The 19,901-nt window shown below is 30.7% G+C and carries 29 protein-coding genes, 1 pseudogene and 1 riboswitch; of the genes and pseudogenes, 21 read left to right on the top strand and 9 right to left on the bottom strand.

All coding sequences use genetic code 11. From position 1 onward, the window contains the following. The first annotated feature begins 8 nt into the window (after positions 1 to 8). Genes P8F83_RS12400 through P8F83_RS12385 form a run of 4 tightly spaced genes read left to right on the top strand, consistent with a single transcriptional unit; the run spans position 9 to position 3,432 of the window. On the top strand, positions 9 to 332 hold the full coding sequence (locus P8F83_RS12400) for a PTS sugar transporter subunit IIA (RefSeq protein WP_315109285.1): 324 nt from the start codon (positions 9 to 11) through the stop codon (positions 330 to 332). A 15-nt stretch (positions 333 to 347) separates the two neighbouring features. Further along, complete coding sequence (locus P8F83_RS12395; RefSeq protein ID WP_315109282.1) at positions 348 to 641, top strand: PTS sugar transporter subunit IIB; 294 nt, start codon at positions 348 to 350, stop codon at positions 639 to 641. 14 nt (positions 642 to 655) lie between these two features. Continuing rightward, on the top strand, positions 656 to 1,999 hold the full coding sequence (locus P8F83_RS12390; protein WP_326511396.1) for a PTS sugar transporter subunit IIC: 1,344 nt from the start codon (positions 656 to 658) through the stop codon (positions 1,997 to 1,999). Positions 2,000 to 2,022: 23 nt separating this feature from the next. Beyond that, entirely contained in the window at positions 2,023 to 3,432 is a 1,410-nt protein-coding gene (locus tag P8F83_RS12385) for a glycoside hydrolase family 1 protein (protein WP_326511395.1), read from the top strand. A 74-nt stretch (positions 3,433 to 3,506) separates the two neighbouring features. On the opposite strand, the gene P8F83_RS12380 is transcribed toward P8F83_RS12385, so the two are convergent. Both P8F83_RS12380 and P8F83_RS12375 read right to left on the bottom strand, forming a co-directional pair. Then, positions 3,507 to 4,202, bottom strand: coding sequence for a DUF2461 domain-containing protein (locus P8F83_RS12380; RefSeq protein ID WP_326511394.1), 696 nt, complete (start codon positions 4,200 to 4,202; stop codon positions 3,507 to 3,509). A gap of 62 nt (positions 4,203 to 4,264) precedes the next feature. After that, positions 4,265 to 4,507 (bottom strand): hypothetical protein, encoded by a 243-nt coding sequence (locus tag P8F83_RS12375; protein WP_326511393.1) that lies wholly within the window; start codon positions 4,505 to 4,507, stop codon positions 4,265 to 4,267. Positions 4,508 to 4,859: 352 nt separating this feature from the next. Between P8F83_RS12375 and P8F83_RS12370 the strand changes: the two genes are divergently transcribed. The 6 genes from P8F83_RS12370 to P8F83_RS12345 all read left to right on the top strand — a co-directional run bounded on the left by P8F83_RS12370 (position 4,860) and on the right by P8F83_RS12345 (position 10,055). Next, positions 4,860 to 6,188 (top strand): 4Fe-4S dicluster domain-containing protein, encoded by a 1,329-nt coding sequence (locus tag P8F83_RS12370; RefSeq protein WP_326511392.1) that lies wholly within the window; start codon positions 4,860 to 4,862, stop codon positions 6,186 to 6,188. A gap of 1 nt (position 6,189) precedes the next feature. Next, on the top strand, positions 6,190 to 6,738 hold the full coding sequence (locus tag P8F83_RS12365) for a BMC domain-containing protein (protein WP_326511391.1): 549 nt from the start codon (positions 6,190 to 6,192) through the stop codon (positions 6,736 to 6,738). Between the two features lie 67 nt (positions 6,739 to 6,805). Continuing rightward, a riboswitch (cobalamin riboswitch) is annotated at positions 6,806 to 6,991 on the top strand. Positions 6,992 to 7,285: 294 nt separating this feature from the next. Further along, positions 7,286 to 8,116 carry a cobalt ECF transporter T component CbiQ gene (cbiQ, locus tag P8F83_RS12360; protein WP_326511390.1) on the top strand — a complete coding sequence of 277 codons (831 nt, stop codon included), beginning with the start codon at positions 7,286 to 7,288 and terminating at the stop codon, positions 8,114 to 8,116. 12 nt (positions 8,117 to 8,128) lie between these two features. Further along, positions 8,129 to 8,950, top strand: coding sequence for an energy-coupling factor ABC transporter ATP-binding protein (locus P8F83_RS12355; protein ID WP_326511389.1), 822 nt, complete (start codon positions 8,129 to 8,131; stop codon positions 8,948 to 8,950). Between the two features lie 26 nt (positions 8,951 to 8,976). Next, entirely contained in the window at positions 8,977 to 9,729 is a 753-nt protein-coding gene (locus P8F83_RS12350; RefSeq protein ID WP_326511388.1) for an energy-coupling factor ABC transporter permease, read from the top strand. Continuing rightward, entirely contained in the window at positions 9,729 to 10,055 is a 327-nt protein-coding gene (locus P8F83_RS12345) for an energy-coupling factor ABC transporter substrate-binding protein (RefSeq protein ID WP_326511387.1), read from the top strand. Before P8F83_RS12350 ends, P8F83_RS12345 begins: the two co-directional genes overlap by 1 nt. 41 nt (positions 10,056 to 10,096) lie before the next feature. Here the strand turns inward: P8F83_RS12345 and P8F83_RS12340 are convergent, their stop codons facing one another. Both P8F83_RS12340 and P8F83_RS12335 read right to left on the bottom strand, forming a co-directional pair. Further along, on the bottom strand, positions 10,097 to 10,408 hold the full coding sequence (locus P8F83_RS12340; RefSeq protein WP_326511386.1) for a hypothetical protein: 312 nt from the start codon (positions 10,406 to 10,408) through the stop codon (positions 10,097 to 10,099). A gap of 60 nt (positions 10,409 to 10,468) precedes the next feature. Then, positions 10,469 to 10,939 carry a metal-dependent transcriptional regulator gene (locus P8F83_RS12335; protein ID WP_326511385.1) on the bottom strand — a complete coding sequence of 157 codons (471 nt, stop codon included), beginning with the start codon at positions 10,937 to 10,939 and terminating at the stop codon, positions 10,469 to 10,471. A gap of 144 nt (positions 10,940 to 11,083) precedes the next feature. Between P8F83_RS12335 and P8F83_RS12330 the strand changes: the two genes are divergently transcribed. Continuing rightward, a complete protein-coding gene (locus P8F83_RS12330; RefSeq protein WP_326511384.1) occupies positions 11,084 to 11,305 on the top strand; it encodes a FeoA family protein in 222 nt (73 codons plus the stop codon). A gap of 13 nt (positions 11,306 to 11,318) precedes the next feature. After that, the gene (gene feoB / locus P8F83_RS12325) at positions 11,319 to 13,445 is read left to right on the top strand and encodes a ferrous iron transport protein B (protein WP_326511383.1); all 2,127 of its coding nucleotides are present in this window, start codon (positions 11,319 to 11,321) and stop codon (positions 13,443 to 13,445) included. An 81-nt stretch (positions 13,446 to 13,526) separates the two neighbouring features. On the opposite strand, the pseudogene P8F83_RS12320 reads toward feoB, so the two are convergent. The 5 genes and pseudogenes from P8F83_RS12320 to P8F83_RS12300 form a co-directional block, all read right to left on the bottom strand. Beyond that, a pseudogene (locus P8F83_RS12320) lies at positions 13,527 to 13,901 on the bottom strand (manganese catalase family protein); the annotation flags it as partial. 16 nt (positions 13,902 to 13,917) lie between these two features. After that, entirely contained in the window at positions 13,918 to 15,453 is a 1,536-nt protein-coding gene (locus P8F83_RS12315) for a recombinase family protein (protein WP_326511382.1), read from the bottom strand. A gap of 16 nt (positions 15,454 to 15,469) precedes the next feature. Next, positions 15,470 to 15,931 (bottom strand): ImmA/IrrE family metallo-endopeptidase, encoded by a 462-nt coding sequence (locus P8F83_RS12310; RefSeq protein ID WP_337250875.1) that lies wholly within the window; start codon positions 15,929 to 15,931, stop codon positions 15,470 to 15,472. 95 nt (positions 15,932 to 16,026) lie between these two features. After that, positions 16,027 to 16,368 (bottom strand): helix-turn-helix domain-containing protein, encoded by a 342-nt coding sequence (locus P8F83_RS12305; protein WP_326511380.1) that lies wholly within the window; start codon positions 16,366 to 16,368, stop codon positions 16,027 to 16,029. Beyond that, positions 16,359 to 16,907 (bottom strand): transcriptional regulator, encoded by a 549-nt coding sequence (locus P8F83_RS12300; protein ID WP_326511379.1) that lies wholly within the window; start codon positions 16,905 to 16,907, stop codon positions 16,359 to 16,361. The genes P8F83_RS12305 and P8F83_RS12300 overlap by 10 nt, the downstream gene beginning before the upstream one ends. A 163-nt stretch (positions 16,908 to 17,070) precedes the next feature. Between P8F83_RS12300 and P8F83_RS12295 the strand changes: the two genes are divergently transcribed. From P8F83_RS12295 to P8F83_RS12255, 9 genes are all read left to right on the top strand, one after another. Beyond that, on the top strand, positions 17,071 to 17,289 hold the full coding sequence (locus P8F83_RS12295) for a DUF739 family protein (protein ID WP_326511378.1): 219 nt from the start codon (positions 17,071 to 17,073) through the stop codon (positions 17,287 to 17,289). A 77-nt stretch (positions 17,290 to 17,366) separates the two neighbouring features. After that, on the top strand, positions 17,367 to 17,570 hold the full coding sequence (locus P8F83_RS12290; protein WP_326511377.1) for a hypothetical protein: 204 nt from the start codon (positions 17,367 to 17,369) through the stop codon (positions 17,568 to 17,570). A gap of 98 nt (positions 17,571 to 17,668) precedes the next feature. Next, positions 17,669 to 17,821 (top strand): DUF6906 family protein, encoded by a 153-nt coding sequence (locus P8F83_RS12285; protein ID WP_326511376.1) that lies wholly within the window; start codon positions 17,669 to 17,671, stop codon positions 17,819 to 17,821. Positions 17,822 to 17,832: 11 nt separating this feature from the next. Next, positions 17,833 to 17,973 (top strand): aspartyl-phosphate phosphatase Spo0E family protein, encoded by a 141-nt coding sequence (locus P8F83_RS12280; RefSeq protein WP_326514844.1) that lies wholly within the window; start codon positions 17,833 to 17,835, stop codon positions 17,971 to 17,973. Beyond that, a complete protein-coding gene (locus P8F83_RS12275) occupies positions 17,961 to 18,089 on the top strand; it encodes a hypothetical protein (RefSeq protein ID WP_326511375.1) in 129 nt (42 codons plus the stop codon). Before P8F83_RS12280 ends, P8F83_RS12275 begins: the two co-directional genes overlap by 13 nt. 30 nt (positions 18,090 to 18,119) lie before the next feature. Continuing rightward, positions 18,120 to 18,296, top strand: coding sequence for a hypothetical protein (locus P8F83_RS12270; protein ID WP_326511374.1), 177 nt, complete (start codon positions 18,120 to 18,122; stop codon positions 18,294 to 18,296). A 282-nt stretch (positions 18,297 to 18,578) separates the two neighbouring features. Continuing rightward, positions 18,579 to 19,358, top strand: coding sequence for a rolling circle replication-associated protein (locus P8F83_RS12265; RefSeq protein ID WP_326511373.1), 780 nt, complete (start codon positions 18,579 to 18,581; stop codon positions 19,356 to 19,358). Beyond that, complete coding sequence (locus tag P8F83_RS12260; RefSeq protein WP_326511372.1) at positions 19,349 to 19,645, top strand: hypothetical protein; 297 nt, start codon at positions 19,349 to 19,351, stop codon at positions 19,643 to 19,645. Before P8F83_RS12265 ends, P8F83_RS12260 begins: the two co-directional genes overlap by 10 nt. Positions 19,646 to 19,658: 13 nt before the next feature. After that, complete coding sequence (locus P8F83_RS12255; RefSeq protein ID WP_326511371.1) at positions 19,659 to 19,892, top strand: hypothetical protein; 234 nt, start codon at positions 19,659 to 19,661, stop codon at positions 19,890 to 19,892. Positions 19,893 to 19,901 lie beyond the last annotated feature (9 nt).

The raw sequence follows: 19,901 nt of genomic DNA, 5'->3' as shown, positions 1-19,901 counted from the left end.
GTTTTAATATGGAAGATAAACTTAATATAGAACAAATTTCAATGGAGTTAATAGTTAACTCTGGAGAAGCTAGAGGATTGGCTTTCGAGGCACTGAAAAAAGCTAAAAGCGGAAAGTTTGAAGAGGCAAAAGCACTTTTAGAAAGATCAGAGAAAAGTTCTTTAGTTGCTCATAAGGCTCAATCAAAACTTTTGTTTAATGAATCCAATGGAAATACCACAGAAATGAGCGTATTACTAGTACATGCTCAAGATCATTTGATGACAAGTATATTGGCTCAAGAACTTATTAAAGAGATTATAGAATTACATGAATGTAAAGAAGATAGATAGAGAGGTGTAGAAAAAATGAAAATATTATTAGTTTGTGCAGGTGGAGTTTCTACAAGTATATTAATGAAGAAAATGATGAATTATGCATCACAGAATGGGATTGATCTTTTGGTTGAAGCTCATGCTGTTCAAGAGTTTGATGATGTTATAGGTGAGTTTGAGGCAGTTTTAGTAGGACCGCAAATTTCATATAAGTTAGCTGAACTAAAAGGGAAAACGTCTAAACCAGTAGCTGTTATAGATAGTTTAGATTATGCGTTAGGAAATGCAGAAAAAGTAATTAATCTTGCAAAAAAAATATTAGGGTAACAGGAGAGATATAAATGAAAAAATTTGTTGAATTTATGCAAGCAAAACTTGCTCCATTTGGAGCAAAAATAGCAAATCAAAGACATTTACAAGCAATTTCTGGAGGTTTAGCATTATTAGTACCGCTAACTTTAGTTGGAGCTATTTTTAATATAATTTCAACACAACCATTATCAATAGAATTAGCAGAACAGTCTGGAATCTTTTCTGGATTTCTTAAAGGTTGGATTAGTTTAGCAACTAATTATGGTGATGTATTAAAAGTTCCGTATAATATGACTATGAACTTATTTGGATTATTATCTTCTTTTACCATAGCATATAGACTTTCAACTTCATATAAAATGTCAGCAGTTTTAAATGGTCTTGTATCATTTTGTTTATTCTTTATGGTTGCTGGATCTATGACAACAGGTGTACTTTCATCAACACTTGCAACTGGTAAAGATACTGCTACTAGTATTATTCCAACTTCTGGACTTGGAACAGCAGGCTTATTTACAGCAATGCTAGTAGCAATAATATCTGTAGAAATTACTAGGTTATGTAATAATAAAGGAATTAAAATAAGTTTTCCTGATTCAGTTCCACCAATTGTAGCACAATCTTTTTCAACAGTTATTCCGTTGCTAATAAATATAATTGTAATTTATGGTAGCAATGTAGTATTACTTAAAACAACAGGATTGAATCTTGTAACTGGACTAACAAAAGTATTATCTCCAGGACTTCAAGGTGTTAATACTCCTTTAGGAATGTCTTTCTTAGTAGGTTTTGGAATGTTCTTATGGTTCTTTGGTATTCATGGTATGGCAATAGTTTATCCAATAATAATGCCATTAAGTATGCAACTTATTACAGAAAATGCTGAAATTGTTGCAGCCGGTGGAACAGCAATATATCATCCAGTACATGCATTTGGACTTGCTTTAATAGGTGGATCAGGTGCAACTTTAGGTTTAGCATTCCTTATGCTTAGAAGTAAATCAGTACAGATGAAAGTATTAGCTAAAGCTAGTTTAATACCAGCCCTTTTCTCTATTAATGAACCAATAATATTTGGAGCACCGCTTATGCTTAACCCTATAATGCTAATTCCTTTTGTTTTTGCACCTATTGTAAATGTTTTATTAGGTATACTAGCAGGTAATTTAGGATTAATAGGTGGCTATCAGGTATATGTTAAAGCATATTTACCTAATGGATTCTCTGCATTTTTAAGTACTTTAGATATTAGAAATTTTATAATATGTTGGGTATTAGTTATAGTTTCAGCGTTAATTTACTATCCATTCTTTAAGGTATATGAAAAACAATTATTAGATCAAGAAAATGCACAAGAAAAATCAGCAAGCTAGTTTTTGATTAGAAAGGAGAAGACATGAGGTTTAAAGAGGATTTTTTATGGGGTGGAGCTACAGCTGCAAACCAATGTGAAGGTGCATATAATGAAGATGGAAAAGGACTTTCTGTTCAAGATTGTATGCCAAAAGGTCCACGAGGACCAGTTACAGAGGGGCCGACAGAAGATAATTTAAAGCTTATAGCGATAGATTTTTATCATCGCTATGAAGAGGATATAAAGTTGTTAGCTGAAATGGGCTTTAAAGTATTCAGACTATCTATTGCCTGGACTCGTATTTATCCAAATGGTATTGAAGAAAATCCAAATGAAGCAGGTCTAGAATTTTACGATAAAGTTTTTGATACTTGCTTAAAATATAATATTGAACCATTAGTTACTCTATCTCATTATGAAACACCATTATATTTAGCTAAAAAATATGATGGATGGAGAAGCAGAGATTTGATTGGATATTTTGAAAAGTATTGTAGAACTGTGTTTAATAGATACAAAAATAAGGTTAAATATTGGCTAACTTTTAATGAAATAAATGCGGTGCTTATTTCACCACTATTAGGAGCATCAGTTTTGACTCCTAAGACAGAACTTACAAAACAAGATATTTATCAAACTGCCCACCATGAATTAGTAGCAAGTGCATTAGCTGTAAAATTAGGCCATGAAATAATGCCAAATGCTAAGATTGGATGTATGGTAGTGGCATCGCCAGTTTACCCAATGACAACTAATCCAGAAGATGTTATGTCTGCTTATGAAAAACAAAGAGAGCTAATGTTTTTTACAGATGTTCACGTTAATGGAGAATATCCTCATTATACTAAAAAATTATTTAAAGATTACAATGTAAAATTAGATATACGAGAAGGAGATAGGGAAATACTTAAGCATACTGTAGATTTTGTGGCTTTCAGTTACTACAATAGCAAATGTGCAGCAGCTGATGAATCAAAATATGATTATGTTAGTGGAAATGTCTTTAGAGGGCTAAAAAATCAGCACTTAGAATTCACTCAATGGGGAAATCAAATTGATCCTATAGGACTTAGAGTTATATTAAACCATTTCTATGATAGGTATAAGATGCCACTGTTTGTAGTAGAAAATGGGTTAGGTGCAAATGATGAATTAGTTACTGATGAGAATGGAAATAAAACTGTATATGACGATTATAGAATCAAGTATCTAAATGACCATATTGTTCAAGTTGGTAAGGCTATCGAAGATGGAGTAGATGTGATGGGATATACAAGCTGGGGATGTATTGATTTAGTAAGTGCTGCAAGTGCTGAAATTAAGAAAAGATATGGTTATATCTATGTTGATAGAAATCAAGATGGAACAGGTTCATTAGAAAGATATAAGAAAAAGTCATTCTATTGGTATAAGGAAGTTATAGCTACCAATGGAGAAAGCTTAGAATATTGATTTATAATCAATAGAATTTGGGATTGATAGATAGTTTAGGTTATCTATCAATCCCTTTTTATTACATATGTTAGTTATTTATTTGATATATCATATAAATAACTGTAGAAATCTTTTACTAGTGCAAAATCAGCGATTAGCTTATCAACAAGTTCTTTTGAAAATAATAAGTTGTCTATTTCTTTATTACAAACTAAATATAAGTTTTTTCTTTGATACCACTCATTTATATCTTCAGTTTTTTCTTTGTCTAAAATTCGTTTATATTTATCTCCTTCAACAACAAAAACATCTTGTTTTGAGTAAAAAGATATTGCATTTTTGAATGTATCTAAGGAGGCATCGATATTTTCTCTAAATATTTTCATAGTAGTTGGATTAGCTTGAAAAAAACCCATTCCATATCTATAGGAATCAGGAGACAACTCAAAAAAGAAGGCTGGATTTGAGGACCATTCTTTTGATCTTCTTTTAAAAGTTATCCACATCCTAATTTTATAAGGAGATTTATCCTTTGAAAATCTTGTGTCACGGTAAATTTTTGAGATTGTGTATCCAGAAGATGGGGTTACCTCCAGCAAAGGGTCAATAGAAAGGATAAAGCTGCTTAAATCCATAACTAAGTATTTCATTGGAGTAAGTAAATGATGTATATATTTTTCTTTATTTTCCTCAAACCACAATTTATTATTATTTTCTTTTAGATTTTTTAAAAAATCTATAGTTTCATTCGAGAAACCTTCAAAGCTTCTCTCACCTATAGTTGACATAGGAAAGCCTCCTTTTATGGTATTTATGTATTTTATATTAGATAATTAAAAGAAAGCACTAGTTAGACATCTTTACTTAAAACATTATTTATAAGATATTTAGCTTCCTTGGCATTTCTTTTACTTACAGTTATAGTATATTGAGTTTCATCATTTCTTCTTAAATTTGTATTTTCATCATTTTTTAAGGTACTAACTTTATTGTTTGTATATTCTATATTATTATCTAATAATACTCTAATAACTTTTGATAAATCCTTTAAAGAGTAGCCAATCCAAACATCTTCTTTTTTAAATGAAAACATAAATAACTCCTCCTTTTAATATAAATAATCTTTACTATATTATACCATGTATATACGTACAAGCTAAAATTATGTAATAAAAGCACGAAATTTAGTAATAATCGACCAAGGTCTTAAAAAGGAATATGTGGAGTATTTAAATTTTCATAGAGACTTTTTTAGGTAAAAAACAGACCTTCAAGAGTACTTAATATTACTAACTGTCAACTTTAAATTTGTGCTACAATACCCTTAAATAGACAATTTGAAAACGTTATACACTTTAGTGCTGTAGAAATCCTGTAAGGATTTCATTAAAGTCATTAATTAACAACGTCGTGGCATAAAAGAATTAAGGGGGGGAGTACAAACTATGAATCTTTTAGATAAAGTAAAAGATGCAGGAGTTATTGGTGCAGGAGGGGCAGGATTTCCTACTCATGCAAAACTATCTGGGAAGGCAGAATTTATACTTTTAAATGGAGCCGAATGTGAACCTTTATTAAGGGTGGATCAGCAGCTTATGAAAATCTATCCTAATGAAATAATTAAGGGGTTTGAAGCTGCTAGAGAATTAGTTTCAGCAAAGAAAGGAATTATAGGTGTAAAAGAAAAACATAAAGAGGTAATTTCTATTTTGAGAAATAGAATAATTGAACTTAACCTTAATGAAAAGATTGAGGTTAAAGAACTTCAAGATATCTATCCAGCTGGAGATGAACAGGTTTTAGTTTATGAATTAACAGGACGAGTTGTTCCTGAGGCTGGAATTCCGATTCAAGTAGGATGTGTAGTTGTAAATAGCGAAACTTCACTAAACATTTATAATGCATCACTTGGAAAATCAGTAACCAGAAAATATATAACTGTTTCAGGTGATGTACCAAGTCCAGTAACAGCTTGTGTACCAGTTGGTACTAAGATAATGGATGTATTAAAACTTAGTGGGGTAACAGATTTTGATGATTATGCAGTTATTGATGGTGGACCTATGATGGGCCCAGTTATGAAAAATCTAGATGGATATATTACTAAGAAAAACAAGGGTTTTGTAATACTTAAAAAAGAACATTCTTTAATACGTAAAAAATCAACAGAAATGAATCAAGCTAGAAGAGTAAATAGAGCTTCTTGTGAACAATGCAGAATGTGTACAGATATGTGTCCACGTTATCTTTTAGGACATGATACACAGCCTCATAAAATGATGAGAGCGATGGCTTATAATCTAGAGAATGTAGAAGGGCAAAAGAATGCTCAGCTATGTTGTCAATGTAATTTATGTGAGTTATTTTCTTGCCCAGCAGGACTTTATCCTAAGGCCTCTAATGTATATTTTAAAGAAAAGCTTTTTGAGCAAAAGATTAAGTATAGGCCCATCAAGGATAAGTTTGAACCAAGAAAGGCCCGTCAATATAGATTAGTACCAAGTAAAAGACTTATTGCAAGACTTGGATTAAAAAGTTTTGATAGACCTGCACCTTTTATAGATGGTTTTGTTGAACCTGAAGAGGTACATGTACTAAGAAGTCAACATGTTGGTGCGCCAGCAACTTCAGTTGTTCTAGTAGGGGCCCATGTTGAAGCAGGTGATTTGATAGGTGATATACCAGAAGGCAGTTTAGGTGCACCTATTCATGCAAGTATATCAGGAACTATAACAGAAATCACAAATGACTTTATATCTATAAGGAGGAATTAATATGGCTAACGCAATAGGAATAGTTGAATTTACAAGTATATCAAGAGGTATTTTTTCCTCAGACCAAATGGTTAAGGTTTCTGATGTTGAGATAGTTACTGCAAGTTCCACATGCCCAGGAAAATATATTGCAATAGTTACTGGAGATGTTGAATCTGTTAAGGAATCAGTAAGTGTTGGAGAGAAAACAGCAGATGAGTTTTGGATTGATTCAATAATTATACCAAATGTAAGTCCTCTAGTTTTTCCAGCAATTACTGGGGCAACAATGCCAGAGAAAGTTCAAGCTTTAGGGATAATTGAAGCTTTTTCAATAGCTAACATGGTAGTTGCAGCAGATAAAATTTTAAAATCTGCAAGTTTAGAACCTATAGAACTTAGGCTTGGTACAGGACTTGGAGGGAAATCCTACTTTACTTTTACAGGTAATGTAGGAGCAGTAGAAGTAGGGATAGAAGCAGGGAAAGCTGAGATGGAAGAGAAGGGTTTACTTGTTAATGCTGAAGTTATTCCATCACCATCTGATAGACTTATTCAAACTCTATTTTAAATGTAGTATTGATTTTTCAGCATAATAATGGTATTCTTACCATGATAATATTGGAATCTATTAGTAAATTTAATAATGAAATATAGGTTTAATCAGTAACGTGATTGATTAAAAGGGAATCAGGTGAAAATCCTGAGCTATCCCGTAGCTGTATTAAGGGAGTTTAGGTACAAGATGTCACTTAAGTTTTAGGGAAGACGTACTTAAATTATGATCTTTGAGTCAGAAGACCTGCCTATATTTTTGACTAAAGTCTCTACGAGCGATGGAGGAGTCATAATAAATATGTACTTAATATACTTATATGGGTATAGTTTTTTGTTGTGTCCTTCTAACTTTGAGTTAGGAGGATTTTTTTTACACATTATTGCTGTAGAAGTCTTTTAAAGACTTCATGATGGGTTTAATTAATTTACTTGTTTCTGTACATGTTATTTTGGAATGAAGATACAATATTATTAGTATATAGATAAGGGGGAATTTAAGTATTTATGAATAGAGTTAAGGCTTGTAGAGTAGATGAAATAAGATTCAAAGGAGTCATTAGGTGGGAAAAAACAATATCTTAAGGAAAAAAAGTAATAAAAGAATAAGACATAAACATGGAGAAAATATTTCAATTGATTTTTATGCTTATGCTTCAAAAATGAAGCATTGGAACTCAAGCTTTAAGATACTTTTTTCAATTGCCATGATAGCTATGTGTATTTTATTAGATAATCCATACGTATCTGTTTCAGTAATTTTGGGGATGGACTATCTTACTATTATAAAAGGTGGTCTTTCTTTAAGAGATTATCTATCGGTACTTATGATTCCTATTGTTTTTATTTTAATAAGTATTTTTACCATAAGTGTGGATATTTCAAGAAATCCAATAGGAGAGTACAACCTTTACTTAGGTGTTGGGTATGTGTTTACTTCAAAAGAGATGCTTACAAAAGGGGTATTTTTACTTTTGAAGATTTTAGGAGCCATAAGTGCTCTTCAAATGATGTCACTTTCTACTCCATCTTCAGATATCATATATGTACTTAGAAAGGCCCATGTTCCGAAACTTATTATAGAACTTATGAATATGATTTATAGATACATTTTTGTTTTGATGGATGTATCAAGTAAAATGAAAAATTCAGCAGAGGCCCGTCTTGGGTACTGTGACATCAAAACCTCTTATTATACCTTTGGAAGGATTGGGAGCAACATGCTGATTGTTTCTTTTAAGAAAGCAAATGCATATTATGATGCCATGGAAGCAAGGTGTTATGATGGAGAACTTATATTTTTAGAGGAAGAAAAGAAGTTAGATAAAAAGCTAGTGTTTTGGGCATTTCTCTTTATAATTTTTTTAGTTGGACTTTGGAGTTTTACAAAATAAGAGGAGATTTTTATGAAGAAAGTAATATTAAAAATAGATGATTTACATTACACCTATGGAAATGGAAAAGTTGCTTTAGAGGGAATAAATCTAGAGGTTCATGAAGGAGAAAAAATAGCCGTAGTAGGCTCTAATGGTTCTGGGAAATCAACTTTTTTCTTAAACATGAATGGGGTATTCATGGCTGATGATGGAGAAATAACATATAGAGGTACCATCATAAACAAGAAAAACATGAAAGAATTAAGAAAAAATATAGGGATTGTTTTTCAAGATCCTGATAATCAGATAATAGCATCTACTGTAAAATCAGAAGTCGCTTTTGGGCCCATGAACCTAAAACATTCAAAACAAGAGGTGATAGATAGGGTGCATCAGGCCCTAGTGTACATGAACCTATTAGATTTTCAAGATAGGCCTCCTCATTATTTAAGTGGAGGAGAAAAGAAAAGAGTAAGTATTGCAGATATAATCGCTATGAAACCTGAAATCATAATTTTTGATGAACCTACAGCATCGTTAGACCCTGTAAACTCCATAATGCTTGAGGAAGTTTTAGATAAGCTGAGATTAGAAGGAAAGACCATGCTGATATCCACTCATGATGTTGATTTTGTTTATAGATGGGCAGAAAGAGTTGTTGTTTTTTCTGATAGAAAAATAATAGCTGATGGTACACCTATAGAGATATTTAAGGATCAAGAAGTTTTAAAAAAAGCAAACCTTAAAAAGCCAACTATGTTAGAGGTGTATGAACTACTTTTAGAAAAAGAATTATTAAAAGATGAAAATCTCTATCCTAAAACAGTTCAGGAATTAAAGAATATTTTTTAGATTAAGAAATCAAGGGGGTTAATAATATGAATAAAAAAGAAAAGAAGTTTATAATTATTGCGATAGCATTTGCAATAATTTTTGGAATAACGCCAGCAGCTAATGCTATGCATATAATGGAAGGATACCTTTCACCAAAGTACTGTATTTTATGGGGAGTTATAAGTCTTCCATTTTTAGTTTTAGGGTATATTTCACTTAAGAAAACTATAGCAGAAAATAGAAGGTCTATAACACTTATTGCAATGGCAGGAGCCTTTGTTTTTGTGCTTTCATCTTTAAAAATTCCATCAGTAACAGGAAGTTCTTCTCATATGACAGGTACAGGTCTTGGTGCTATTTTATTTGGACCAAGTGTAGTTAGTATTCTTGGAATAATTGTACTTTTATTTCAAGCTATATTACTTGCTCATGGTGGTTTAACAACTCTTGGTGCTAATACTTTTTCTATGTCTATAGCAGGTCCATTTCTTGCTTATGGAATATATAAATTATTTCAAAAATTAAAGGTTAATAAACACTTCTCAATTTTTTTAGCAGCGGCATTAGGAGACTTATTTACTTATTGCGTAACAAGTATTCAACTTGCAATTGCATATCCATCTGAAACTGGTGGAGTTTTAGCATCAGCAGTTAAATTCCTTGGAGTGTTTGCACCTACTCAGATTCCACTTGCAATTATTGAGGGAATCTTAAGTGTAATTATTATCATAGGCCTTGAAACATATGCAAAGTCAGAGTTAAAGGGTATAGGGTTTTTAAAGGGGAGTGAGAAATAATGACAAAAACTAAGAAAAAAGTTATCATACTATTACTTATTACAATACTTATTGTTCTTGTACCATTATTTATTTTAAAAGGTGCTGAATTTGGAGGCTCTGATGATGCTGGGAGCCAAGCTATTTCTGAAATTACAGGGGAAGAATATGAGCCGTGGGCTACTCCTGTTATGGAAAGATGGATAGGTGGAGAAATTCCAGGTGAAACTGAAAGCTTATTATTTTGTGTACAAACAGCTATAGGAGTGGGGATAATTGCCTTCTTCATGGGCCGATTTGTTGAAAGAACTAAAAAAGAAAAATTAGAAAGTAATAATATAAATTGAAAAATAAGTAGATGGGCCTAAATTAAGGCCCATCTTTTCTATCATCCTAAAAATTCAGGTACATCTTGATGATCAGATCTAATTGCTCTTTGAACAATTGTTAGTTTGATTTTTGAATTAACTTTATCTAAAGAGTAAGAGTATCTTTCACCACAATTTTTACATATAAGAAAATCATCTTCGCAAACCATCTCTCTATTATTAAAGGTATAAGGCGTTTCTTCAGTATTCATAAGTGACTTTAAGATATTCGTATTATCTATATCATAGGTGTATAAGTAAGTAGCTTCACGTTTCATAACAAAATCTTTAGTATTACATTTTGTGCATATTATAGGGTTTTCTGTGTTCATAATATCATTCCTTCCAACAACAGTAGCTTATAAGGTTATATTATCCAAATTAATAAGATGCTATTCTTTAATATCACTTCTAATATGTTTTGATAACTCTTCTTTTAAGGTTGGATTTGATTCAAAGAAATCTAAAAGCTTACATATTCCACTAAGTACATCATTGCTTATAGTATGTTCCATCTTTTCAGTTTCTTCTAGCACCTTATCATTAATATCTAAAAGCTTTAAAAAATTTTCAATTGTATTGTGACGCTTTAATAAAAGCTTTCCAATGTATTTGCCTTCTTCCTCCAAGATTATAACTCCATACTTTTCATATTTGATTAAATTAAGAGAAGATAATTTCTTTACCATTTTAGTTACAGATGGCGGTTGAACATTTAATGAAATGGCAAGTTCATTCACCCTTGTAAAACCATTTTTTAGAGAAAGTCTATAAATCATCTCTATGTAATCCTCAGCAGAAGCTGAAATTATATTAGTGTCATTTTTCATATATTGAGAGAAGGTAAAAAATTTTTCCTGCATTTAAAACCATCCTTATTATTAGTTCTCCATTAATAAAATATATTCACTACTTTAGATAAAATACATACTATGGTTATTAAGTAAGAGTTAGCTGAGGTTAAGATGTTTAACCTCAGTAATAAAACAATCGATAGGAGTAAGATTATGAAACGATTATGTGATTTTCAAGTTGGAGAAAAAGTTATGATTAAAAATTTATTAAGCGATGGATTAATAAGGGAAAGAATGTTAGCTTTAGGCTTTGTTAAGGGGACAGTTATTGAAATTGTACGAAAAGGACCTAAAAATAATCTTACAGTTTTTAAGGTAAGAGAAACCATGATTGCCCTTAGGCAAGAAGAATCTTTATTAATAGAAGTTGCATAAGGAGGTAAATATTATGGGGCTTACTTATGAATCTGTTAAAAAAGATGCTTTAAAAGACATGTTTAATATAGATAAAAATGATGGTGAATACGTGATTGCCTTAGCTGGTAATCCTAACACCGGTAAAAGTACTGTGTTTAACACCTTAACTGGGTTGCATCAGCATACTGGAAATTGGCCGGGAAAAACTGTAGTCAACGCTAGAGGTGAATTTCAATATAAAGATAAAAAATATATTTTAGTAGATCTTCCAGGAACTTATTCTATATTTGCAACATCTGTTGAGGAAGCTGTAGCAAGAGATTTTATATGTTTTGGAAAACCTGACCTAACTATAGTTGTAGTTGATGCAACCAGTTTAGAGAGAAATCTAAATCTAGCCTTTCAAGTTATGGAGATAACCGCTGATGTGATTTTGTGTATAAATCTAATAGATGAAGCAGAAAGAAAAGGAATAACTATAGATGGAAAAGGCTTAGAAAAAGATTTAGGAATTCCAGTTGTTTTAACCTCTGCAAGAAACAATATAGGAATGGATAACTTAAAAGAAGAAATAGATAAAAAGGTGGCTGAAAAACTTAAAAGTTTAGGGACAGTTAAGCATAATTATATAAAATATGATTCCAAAATTGAAAAAGCTATAGATATAATTCAAAAGGATGTTGAGAAATTAAGTATTGATTTAAACTCTAGATGGTTATCATTAAGATTAATTGATGGTGATGAATCTATAATAAAGGGTGTAGAAGAGTATTTAGGAAATGATGAAATAAAGAATATTATAGAAAAGAACAAAGATTTGATTGATTCAATTAATAATAAAGAAATACGAGAAGATATAACTTCTAAAAACTATAAACAAGCAGAATTTTTAAGGGACAGTTATGTAAAAATAACAAATAAGAAAGTTGATAGGGATAAGAAAATAGATGACATTATAACCTCAAAGAGATTTGGAATTCCACTTATGATGCTTATGTTAGCAGTTGTTTTATGGATAACAATAGCAGGAGCTAACGTTCCTTCACAAGTTTTAGCTGATATTTTATTTAAATTTCAAGATGTATTAACCGATATTTTCATTAAACTAAATGCACCAGAGTGGCTTCATGGAGTTTTAATATTAGGTCTATATAAAACCATGGCCTGGGTTATTTCTGTTATGCTTCCGCCTATGGCAATATTTTTTCCGTTATTCACTTTGTTAGAGGATTTTGGGTATCTTCCAAGAGTAGCATTTAATTTAGATCATGTATTTAAAAAAGCTTGTGCCCATGGAAAACAATGTTTGTCTATGTGTATGGGGTTAGGATGCAATGCAGCAGGAGTAATAGGTTGTAGAATTATAGACTCACCAAGGGAAAGACTTATAGCTATTCTAACCAATAACTTTGTACCTTGTAATGGTAGATTTCCTACTTTGATAGCTGTTTCTACCGTATTTTTTGGAGTTGCAACAATAAATGATAAATCAAGTATAATACCAGCACTTATGGTTTCATTAATAGTTATTTTAGGAATTTTTATAACATTAGGGGTATCATATTTATTATCTAAAACTCTTCTTAAAGGAATTCCTTCAAGTTTTACATTAGAACTACCACCTTATAGAAAACCGAAGTTTGGAAGTGTTTTATATACTTCAATAATAGATAGAACAATATTCGTTTTAGGAAGAGCAGTAGCTATAGCTGCCCCTGCAGGAGTAGCCATTTGGATACTTGGTAATATTTATATAGGTGATATGAGTATAATAAGCCATGCGGCAAGTTTATTAAATCCTTTTGCGCAGTATATAGGACTAGATGGATTTATATTATTAGCTTTTATTTTAGGATTACCGGCAAATGAGATAGTTGTACCTATACTGCTTATGGCTTATTTATCAACAGGATCTATGGTGGAGTTTGAGAGTATAGATTCTCTTCGTCAAATATTAGTATCTAATGGATGGACCACACTAACAGCATTAAATGTGCTGATATTTACCTTACTGCATTGGCCTTGTGCAACAACATTATTAACTATAAAAAAAGAAACTGGAAGCATAAAGTGGACAATTTTAGCAGCAATACTTCCTACAGTTATAGGAGTAGGTTTATGTTTTATAACAACTACAATTTACAGACTTTTTGTATAATAAAACTCCCATTGAAGGAAATTTCAATGGGAGTTTTATGTGTAATTCTAAGTAATAAAATAAGTAATTTACACTATAAATTTATTTTTGGAAGTGATCTTGAACCATTACTAAAGCTTCACCAAATCTTTGGAAATGTACGACTTCTCTTTCTCTTAAAAATTTCAATACATCTTTAACAGAAGGATCATCTGTTAAAAGAATTAGTCTTTCATAAGCAGCTCTTGCTTTTTGTTCTGCAGCCATATCTTCAGTAAGGTCTGCAACTGGATCTCCAGTAGCTTGAATATAAGCTGCTGTCCAAGGAACTCCGCCTGGGTCAGAAGGATATATGGCTTTTCCATGTACTGCATAGTTCGTATCAAAACCATGTTTCTTTAGTTCTTCTATAGAAGTGCCTTTTGTTAATTGGTACATCATTGTAGAAATTATTTCTACATGTGCAAGCTCTTTAGAACATCAATGATGTATGTTAAAGTAATAGCTCTATTTCAAGGGTAAACTTATCTTGAGCCTCCTTGTTCCAACGACCACCTGCTTCTGTTTTAAGGTAGTAAACTTTACTTATAATTGTTTTAAGAAGTTTATTTTTACCTTCAATATCTAATGTGTGATAAGTTTTTAGACAGTTTTCTAGTTTAGGAATTGCTTGTATTATTCTTTGAGTTTTATTGCTTGAATTTAACTTTATTAGTTCTTCTTTTTGATTATTTAGGCTTTCTATAGTTTGATTAATAGATGTAGAACGTTCTTTGTAAAGGTCTAAAGAATAAACTCCAGTTTCAAAAGATTCACATACTTTTATGTGCTGCTTTTTAAGCTGTTCAACTTCTTTATCTATTCTTTTTAACTGAGTATCGTAGTTTTTCTTAATTTTCATATCTTCTTTTTCATAGTTATCTATATAATAATAATATTCTTTTAATGTTGAATTTAAAGAGTTTATCAATCTTTCTTCTACTAAATGTACATAACTAGAAATATTATCACAGTAATGATTTTTACAAAGTAAAGTATCAGGAATGTTTTTATAGGGACGTCTAGTCATATTGGTAAAACATTTCTTACAAACAACAATTCCAGCCAATGGGTTTTGGAGAGATTTATCTTTATGAACTTTTTTCCATGAATTTGATTTTAATATGTCCTGTGCTTTATAGAACGTGATTTCATCTATTATAGGTTCATGTTTTCCTTTGCTTTCGATATAATCACTATTAATTGGTCGAGTTTTACTTACTAAATTATTTTCTAATGTTTTTACATTAGCCCTTCTACCCCAGGTAAGAATACCGATATATACTTTACTAATTAAGATATTTCTAACCATAGCAGGAGTCCATGAACTTCCTGTTCGGGATTTTATATTAAGGTCATTTAATTTATAGGAAAGATTAGAAGTACCAAGACCTTCTAAAAACAAATCAAAAATTAGTTTTATATTAGGAGCTTCATCATTAGGTATTAGCTTATAACCTTTTTCACCTTTAAGCTTTTCTTTATTGTATCCATAAGGGGTAACGGAACCTACAAAATTTCCTTCTTTACAAGACTGTATTCTACCAGTTTGAATTCTTCTACTAATAGTTTTATACTCACGTCTAGACATGAATAATCCAAACTCTAAATATTCATTATCAAATTCATTCCTAGTATCATAAGTTTTGAGTGGTGTAATTATAAGAGTATTAGTTAGTTGGAAGGCTTGAGCAACTATGCCTTGATCTATTGTGTTACCCCTAGCAAGTCTCTCAATTTCCATAACTAACACAGCTTTATAGTATCCAGTTTCAATCTTTTTCAAGAGTTCTTGTACCACAGGTCTATCTTGAATAGTTTCACCAGATACTACTTCTTCATATATATCTTCTTCATGTATAACTATTTGTTTTTTCTTAGCAAAGTCTAATAAGATTTCTCTATGTCTTTTTAATACATCATAGTCTTTGTTTTCTAAATCCTTTCTAGACTTTCTAAGATATATTGCAAATAGATCTTTATTAATCATTTAATCACCTCATTGATTAAAAAAATTTACCTATATAAAGTGTTGGGGAGAAATAAATAATATAATTATCTATAGAATGCATTAAACCATATTTACTAGTATAATATTCTAAAGCTTCATTCAAATATTCTACTGTGATATTCAAATATTCTGCAATCTCATACCTATTTGAACAACCATGTTCAAAAGCATGTATAAGTCCCAAAAGACCTATATTTTTATCATATCCCCATCTCCTAGCAAGCAACTCCTGTTTTCTATTATTAATATTTTCTTGATTGGTAATATCACCAACTGTAAGATGATAGTGTCCTAACTCTTCAGCTAGGACACAAACTTTTTCATAATTTGATAAGTTTTTGTGTATAGCAATTCTTTTGCCATAACAATGACCTTTTCTTGTTTTTAAATTAATTTCATTAACCATTATACCAAGTTCATCAGCTTCTACTAATAGTTCTTCGTAAGTCAAATACATCACCCTTTATGTCAAAGTTATTCTCATAAATTATTATATTTATATTATGTTTATAGTTCTCTTATATTCAATTATTTCTATTTATTATTTTGAGTTTATTTATAGTTATCGTGAAAAGATAGAGAAGTGATGAAAGTAAGTATTTTTTGCTTGTTATCGATATCTAATTTTCTAAAAGTTTCTAGCAAAGTAATTTCTTCTAAAGATAAAACTAGACTTTGTTTGTCTATAGCATATTCTTTATGATTAATTAATTGATTTAATGGAATATTTAGTGCTTTAGACAAAGAAATTAAATTATTTATTTTTATATCTTGAATAAGTCCTGATTCCCATTTTCTAACGGTGCTCTTACCAACTCCAATTATGGTTCCTAATTGTTCATAAGTTAAGTTTAATTCTTTACGTCTTTTATATATAATTTCGGTTATTTCCATAGATCATCATTCTTCATGATATCATCATCATGTTTATAATCTTCTTCACTAAAAGTGCCATCGTTATCGTGTGAAGCTTGAGGCATGAGATGTCCTTTATCTTTTTCTTCCCAAATTTCTTTTTTGTTTTTAGGAAGCTCAATTATGTTATCAGCTTTTAAATACTTATTTACATAAGTAAGTTCATCAACTCTTTTAAGAGCTTCAACTTGACCTAAATCATTTAGTTTATTAAAACAGTCTAATAATTGCTTCTCATTTTTAGTTAGCTCAGTTTGGTCAGTATAGTTAGGTTTTTCTTTTGGAGCATCAAAGCCCATTAGCCAAGATTCATTAATGTTTAATGCCATACCTAACATTGAAAGCTTTTCTTGTCCTGGTTTGACTACACCAGATAAATATTGACTAATATCTGATTTATTCATTTTAACCTTATACTTTTCACAAAAAGGTTTAACTAATTCTAATAAATCTACTTGCCTTAAATTTCTTTCTTGCATTATTTGTTTTAATCTAGTTGAAGAATTTTCTATTTGCACAATACACACCCCTTTATGTGAATATAATACATTATTTTGAACAAAAGTTCAAGAGATAAAACAAAAAAGTTAAAAATTTTGAACTGGAGTATTGACACTGATTTTTATGGATGTTAATATTAAATTGTTCAAAGAATTGAACTTTTGAATTGGAGGTGAAGATATGTCATTTAATTACAATAAACTTAGGGGTAGAATAAAAGAGAAATATGGAACTCAAGGCAGTTTTGCAGAGGCTTTAGGAGTTTCTGAAAGAACTTTATCATTAAAGTTAAATAATAAAATATTCTTCTCCCAAGATGAAATAACAAAGGGTTCCGAGCTATTAAACATAGGTGCAGATAAGATTCAAGTTTATTTTTTTGAGAAAGAAGTTCAATAAATTGAACTAATGTAAATTGAAATTTTTAAGAACTAAAACAGTGGCGATTTCATAGCATAATCTAGGGGGGTGAAACAATGAAAGGGCAAACTTTTAAAATTGGAAATACAACTATTATAATTCGTGAAACTGTAGCAAAAGAAGAGGATATAAAAAGATGCTATGACGTTTGCAATGAGTTGTTTAGAGATAAGAGGGAATGTTTTTATACAACAGAGGAAACTAAGAAGAAAAATCTTCTTTTGAAAAAACAGAAACAAGATAAAGAAATGTTAGGCTAACTAAGGTAAGAGATTAGGAAACAAAAAGATGAATAGGCAGAGTAGCCTTTACACTAAAAGTTAACATAATTTGTAAATTTAAAAAGGGGGGAAGAGGGTTGAAAAATCCTAAGAAGTTAACTCGTAAACATAAGAAGTTTTTATCAGAGCAAGGACTTAATCCAGAAGAATTTCTAATTATGCAGAGTACTAGTGAGAACTATAAGTTTTTCCACAGGAACACTAAACAAATAGTGGATATAAGGAGATAGGGGTGGATAAGATGGGGGAAGTTTTAAGAAAAGAGTTAAATGATTTAGTAGCAGAACGTGGATTATTAGATCCAGAGGTAATAAAGAAAAGTCAGGAACTAGATGAAATTATAGTAATAGAGCAAAGGGAGAAGCTTGGATGGAACAAGTAGTAAAAATCATATCTCTATTTTGGGTAGCTATAGTATTAGCTGCAATAGCGGAAGTAATTAGAGTTGATGTTGAATTAATTAAAAAAGAGAGAGAGGAGGACTTTGACTATAAATAAGAAGATTGGTTTAAATCAAAGGTTAACATAATGAATTGTATTATTTGCTGTAAGAATTTAAAGGAAGTAAAAAGTACAGTACATTGTCCTCAGGCAAATGATGAAGTTTGTATGAGTCATTGCTTTAAATGTAAATGGCTTAATGATGAGACAAGCTGGATTCACTGTACTTTTAGAAAGCATATGAAAAAAGAAAAAAGAGCATGAAAAAACACATTACATTTACTTGGCGGTAGCGTAATGTGTTTTCTTAAAAACTGAGTGTTAGGTATATATATATTTTACTATATATGGCACTCAGAATCAATAAAAAATGCGATTTTAAAGGCTTTTACCGCCCTCGTAATTGGTATTAACATATCAAACATTAAGAATAATTACTTAGATATAAAGATGAGTAGAAGAGATTAAATAGTAGAAGTAATAAAGTAAGTATTCTTAAGAGAAGAGAGAGGTAAAAGTATTTAACTAAAGAGTGGAGGGGTAAGAGTGCCTTATAGAGAGAAGAAGTTTTATTTAGGATCAACTAGAAAGTACTTAGAAGTTGAACATTTCCCAATAAGTTTTAAAGAAAGAAGTAAGAGAAGAAAAGATAAGAAAAAAGAAACAATACCAAAGCAGAAGAACTTAAATGATAAAAATGCAAAGAAGTATTTAATAAGAATAATTAATCATAACTTTACGGATAAAGATTTAATTGCTCATCTCACATATATAGATAAATATTTACCTAAAAGTGAAGAAGAGGCGAGAAAAGATATAAAGAATTATTTACTAAGGGTAAGACGTTGGAGAAAAAAGAATGGAATAAAAGAGGAACTGAAATATATAGCAATTATTGAGTATAGAGATCAAGTTGAAGGTAAAAAAGCAATTAGAATTCATCATCATGTAATCATCAATGATATGGATAGAGATATTTTAGAAGATTTATGGAAAAAAGGAAGAGCTAATGTTGATAGGCTGCAGGCAGATGAGTACGGATATGAAGCGTTAGCAAGGTATGTTACTAAAGATCCTCAAGGGAAAAAGCGATGGGTACCATCAAAGAACTTAAAACCACCAATACCAGATATAAATGACTTTAGATTCAGCAAGAAAAAAATAGTTGAGATGTCTAAAACTCCAGAGGATAGAGAAATGTTTGAAAGATTATATCCAGGGTATTTTCTTACAAAGTGTAGTGTTGAAGTTAATAAGGAAACCTCGGAAATATATATTTATTTGAAAATGCGGAAGTTAGAGTGGGGAGATGGAGAATGGATATAGAAGAAGATTTAAAGCTATGCAGAGAAATATTAGAACAGTATATGAACTTATCACCAGAAGATGGAGTAGGAGCTTTTAAGTTAAGTCAATTAGCACTATCTATGTATGATCGGTTAAATGAAATAAGAATACAGGTTAATACAGTAAAGGTAACTCAGGATAAAACAAAGTCAGACCTAAAAGAGTATATAAGATCCAAAATGAAGGTTATGGAATATGTGCATGTAGAGAGCAGAGCAATATTCAATTCAATCAATAATGATGTTAGGAAATTTAGCAGAAGTTAAGGAGGATAAAACTATGGATGGAATAAAAGCAGAAGAGGTTAAGGGATTTGAGACTTTAAAAGTTAGTCAAAATATGTTCAAAACATTTCTAAATAAATTTATAAGTGCCTGGGGAGAAGGTGCTAGGAATACAATAGTTCCCTTGGAGGTTTCAAAAGTAAAAGGTAAGTCTTATTTAAGATTTGATTATATGATTTATGGGCGTAAGAAGTGGCTTCATGTAACTGGACCTAATACATGGTACTAAGGAGGCATA

Origin of the sequence: Clostridium intestinale (assembly GCF_035905475.1) — a bacterium.
GTDB lineage: Bacteria > Bacillota > Clostridia > Clostridiales > Clostridiaceae > Clostridium_T > Clostridium_T intestinale.
Note: the sequence above shows the minus strand (reverse complement) of the source record. Positions and strands in the feature narration are given on the sequence as shown.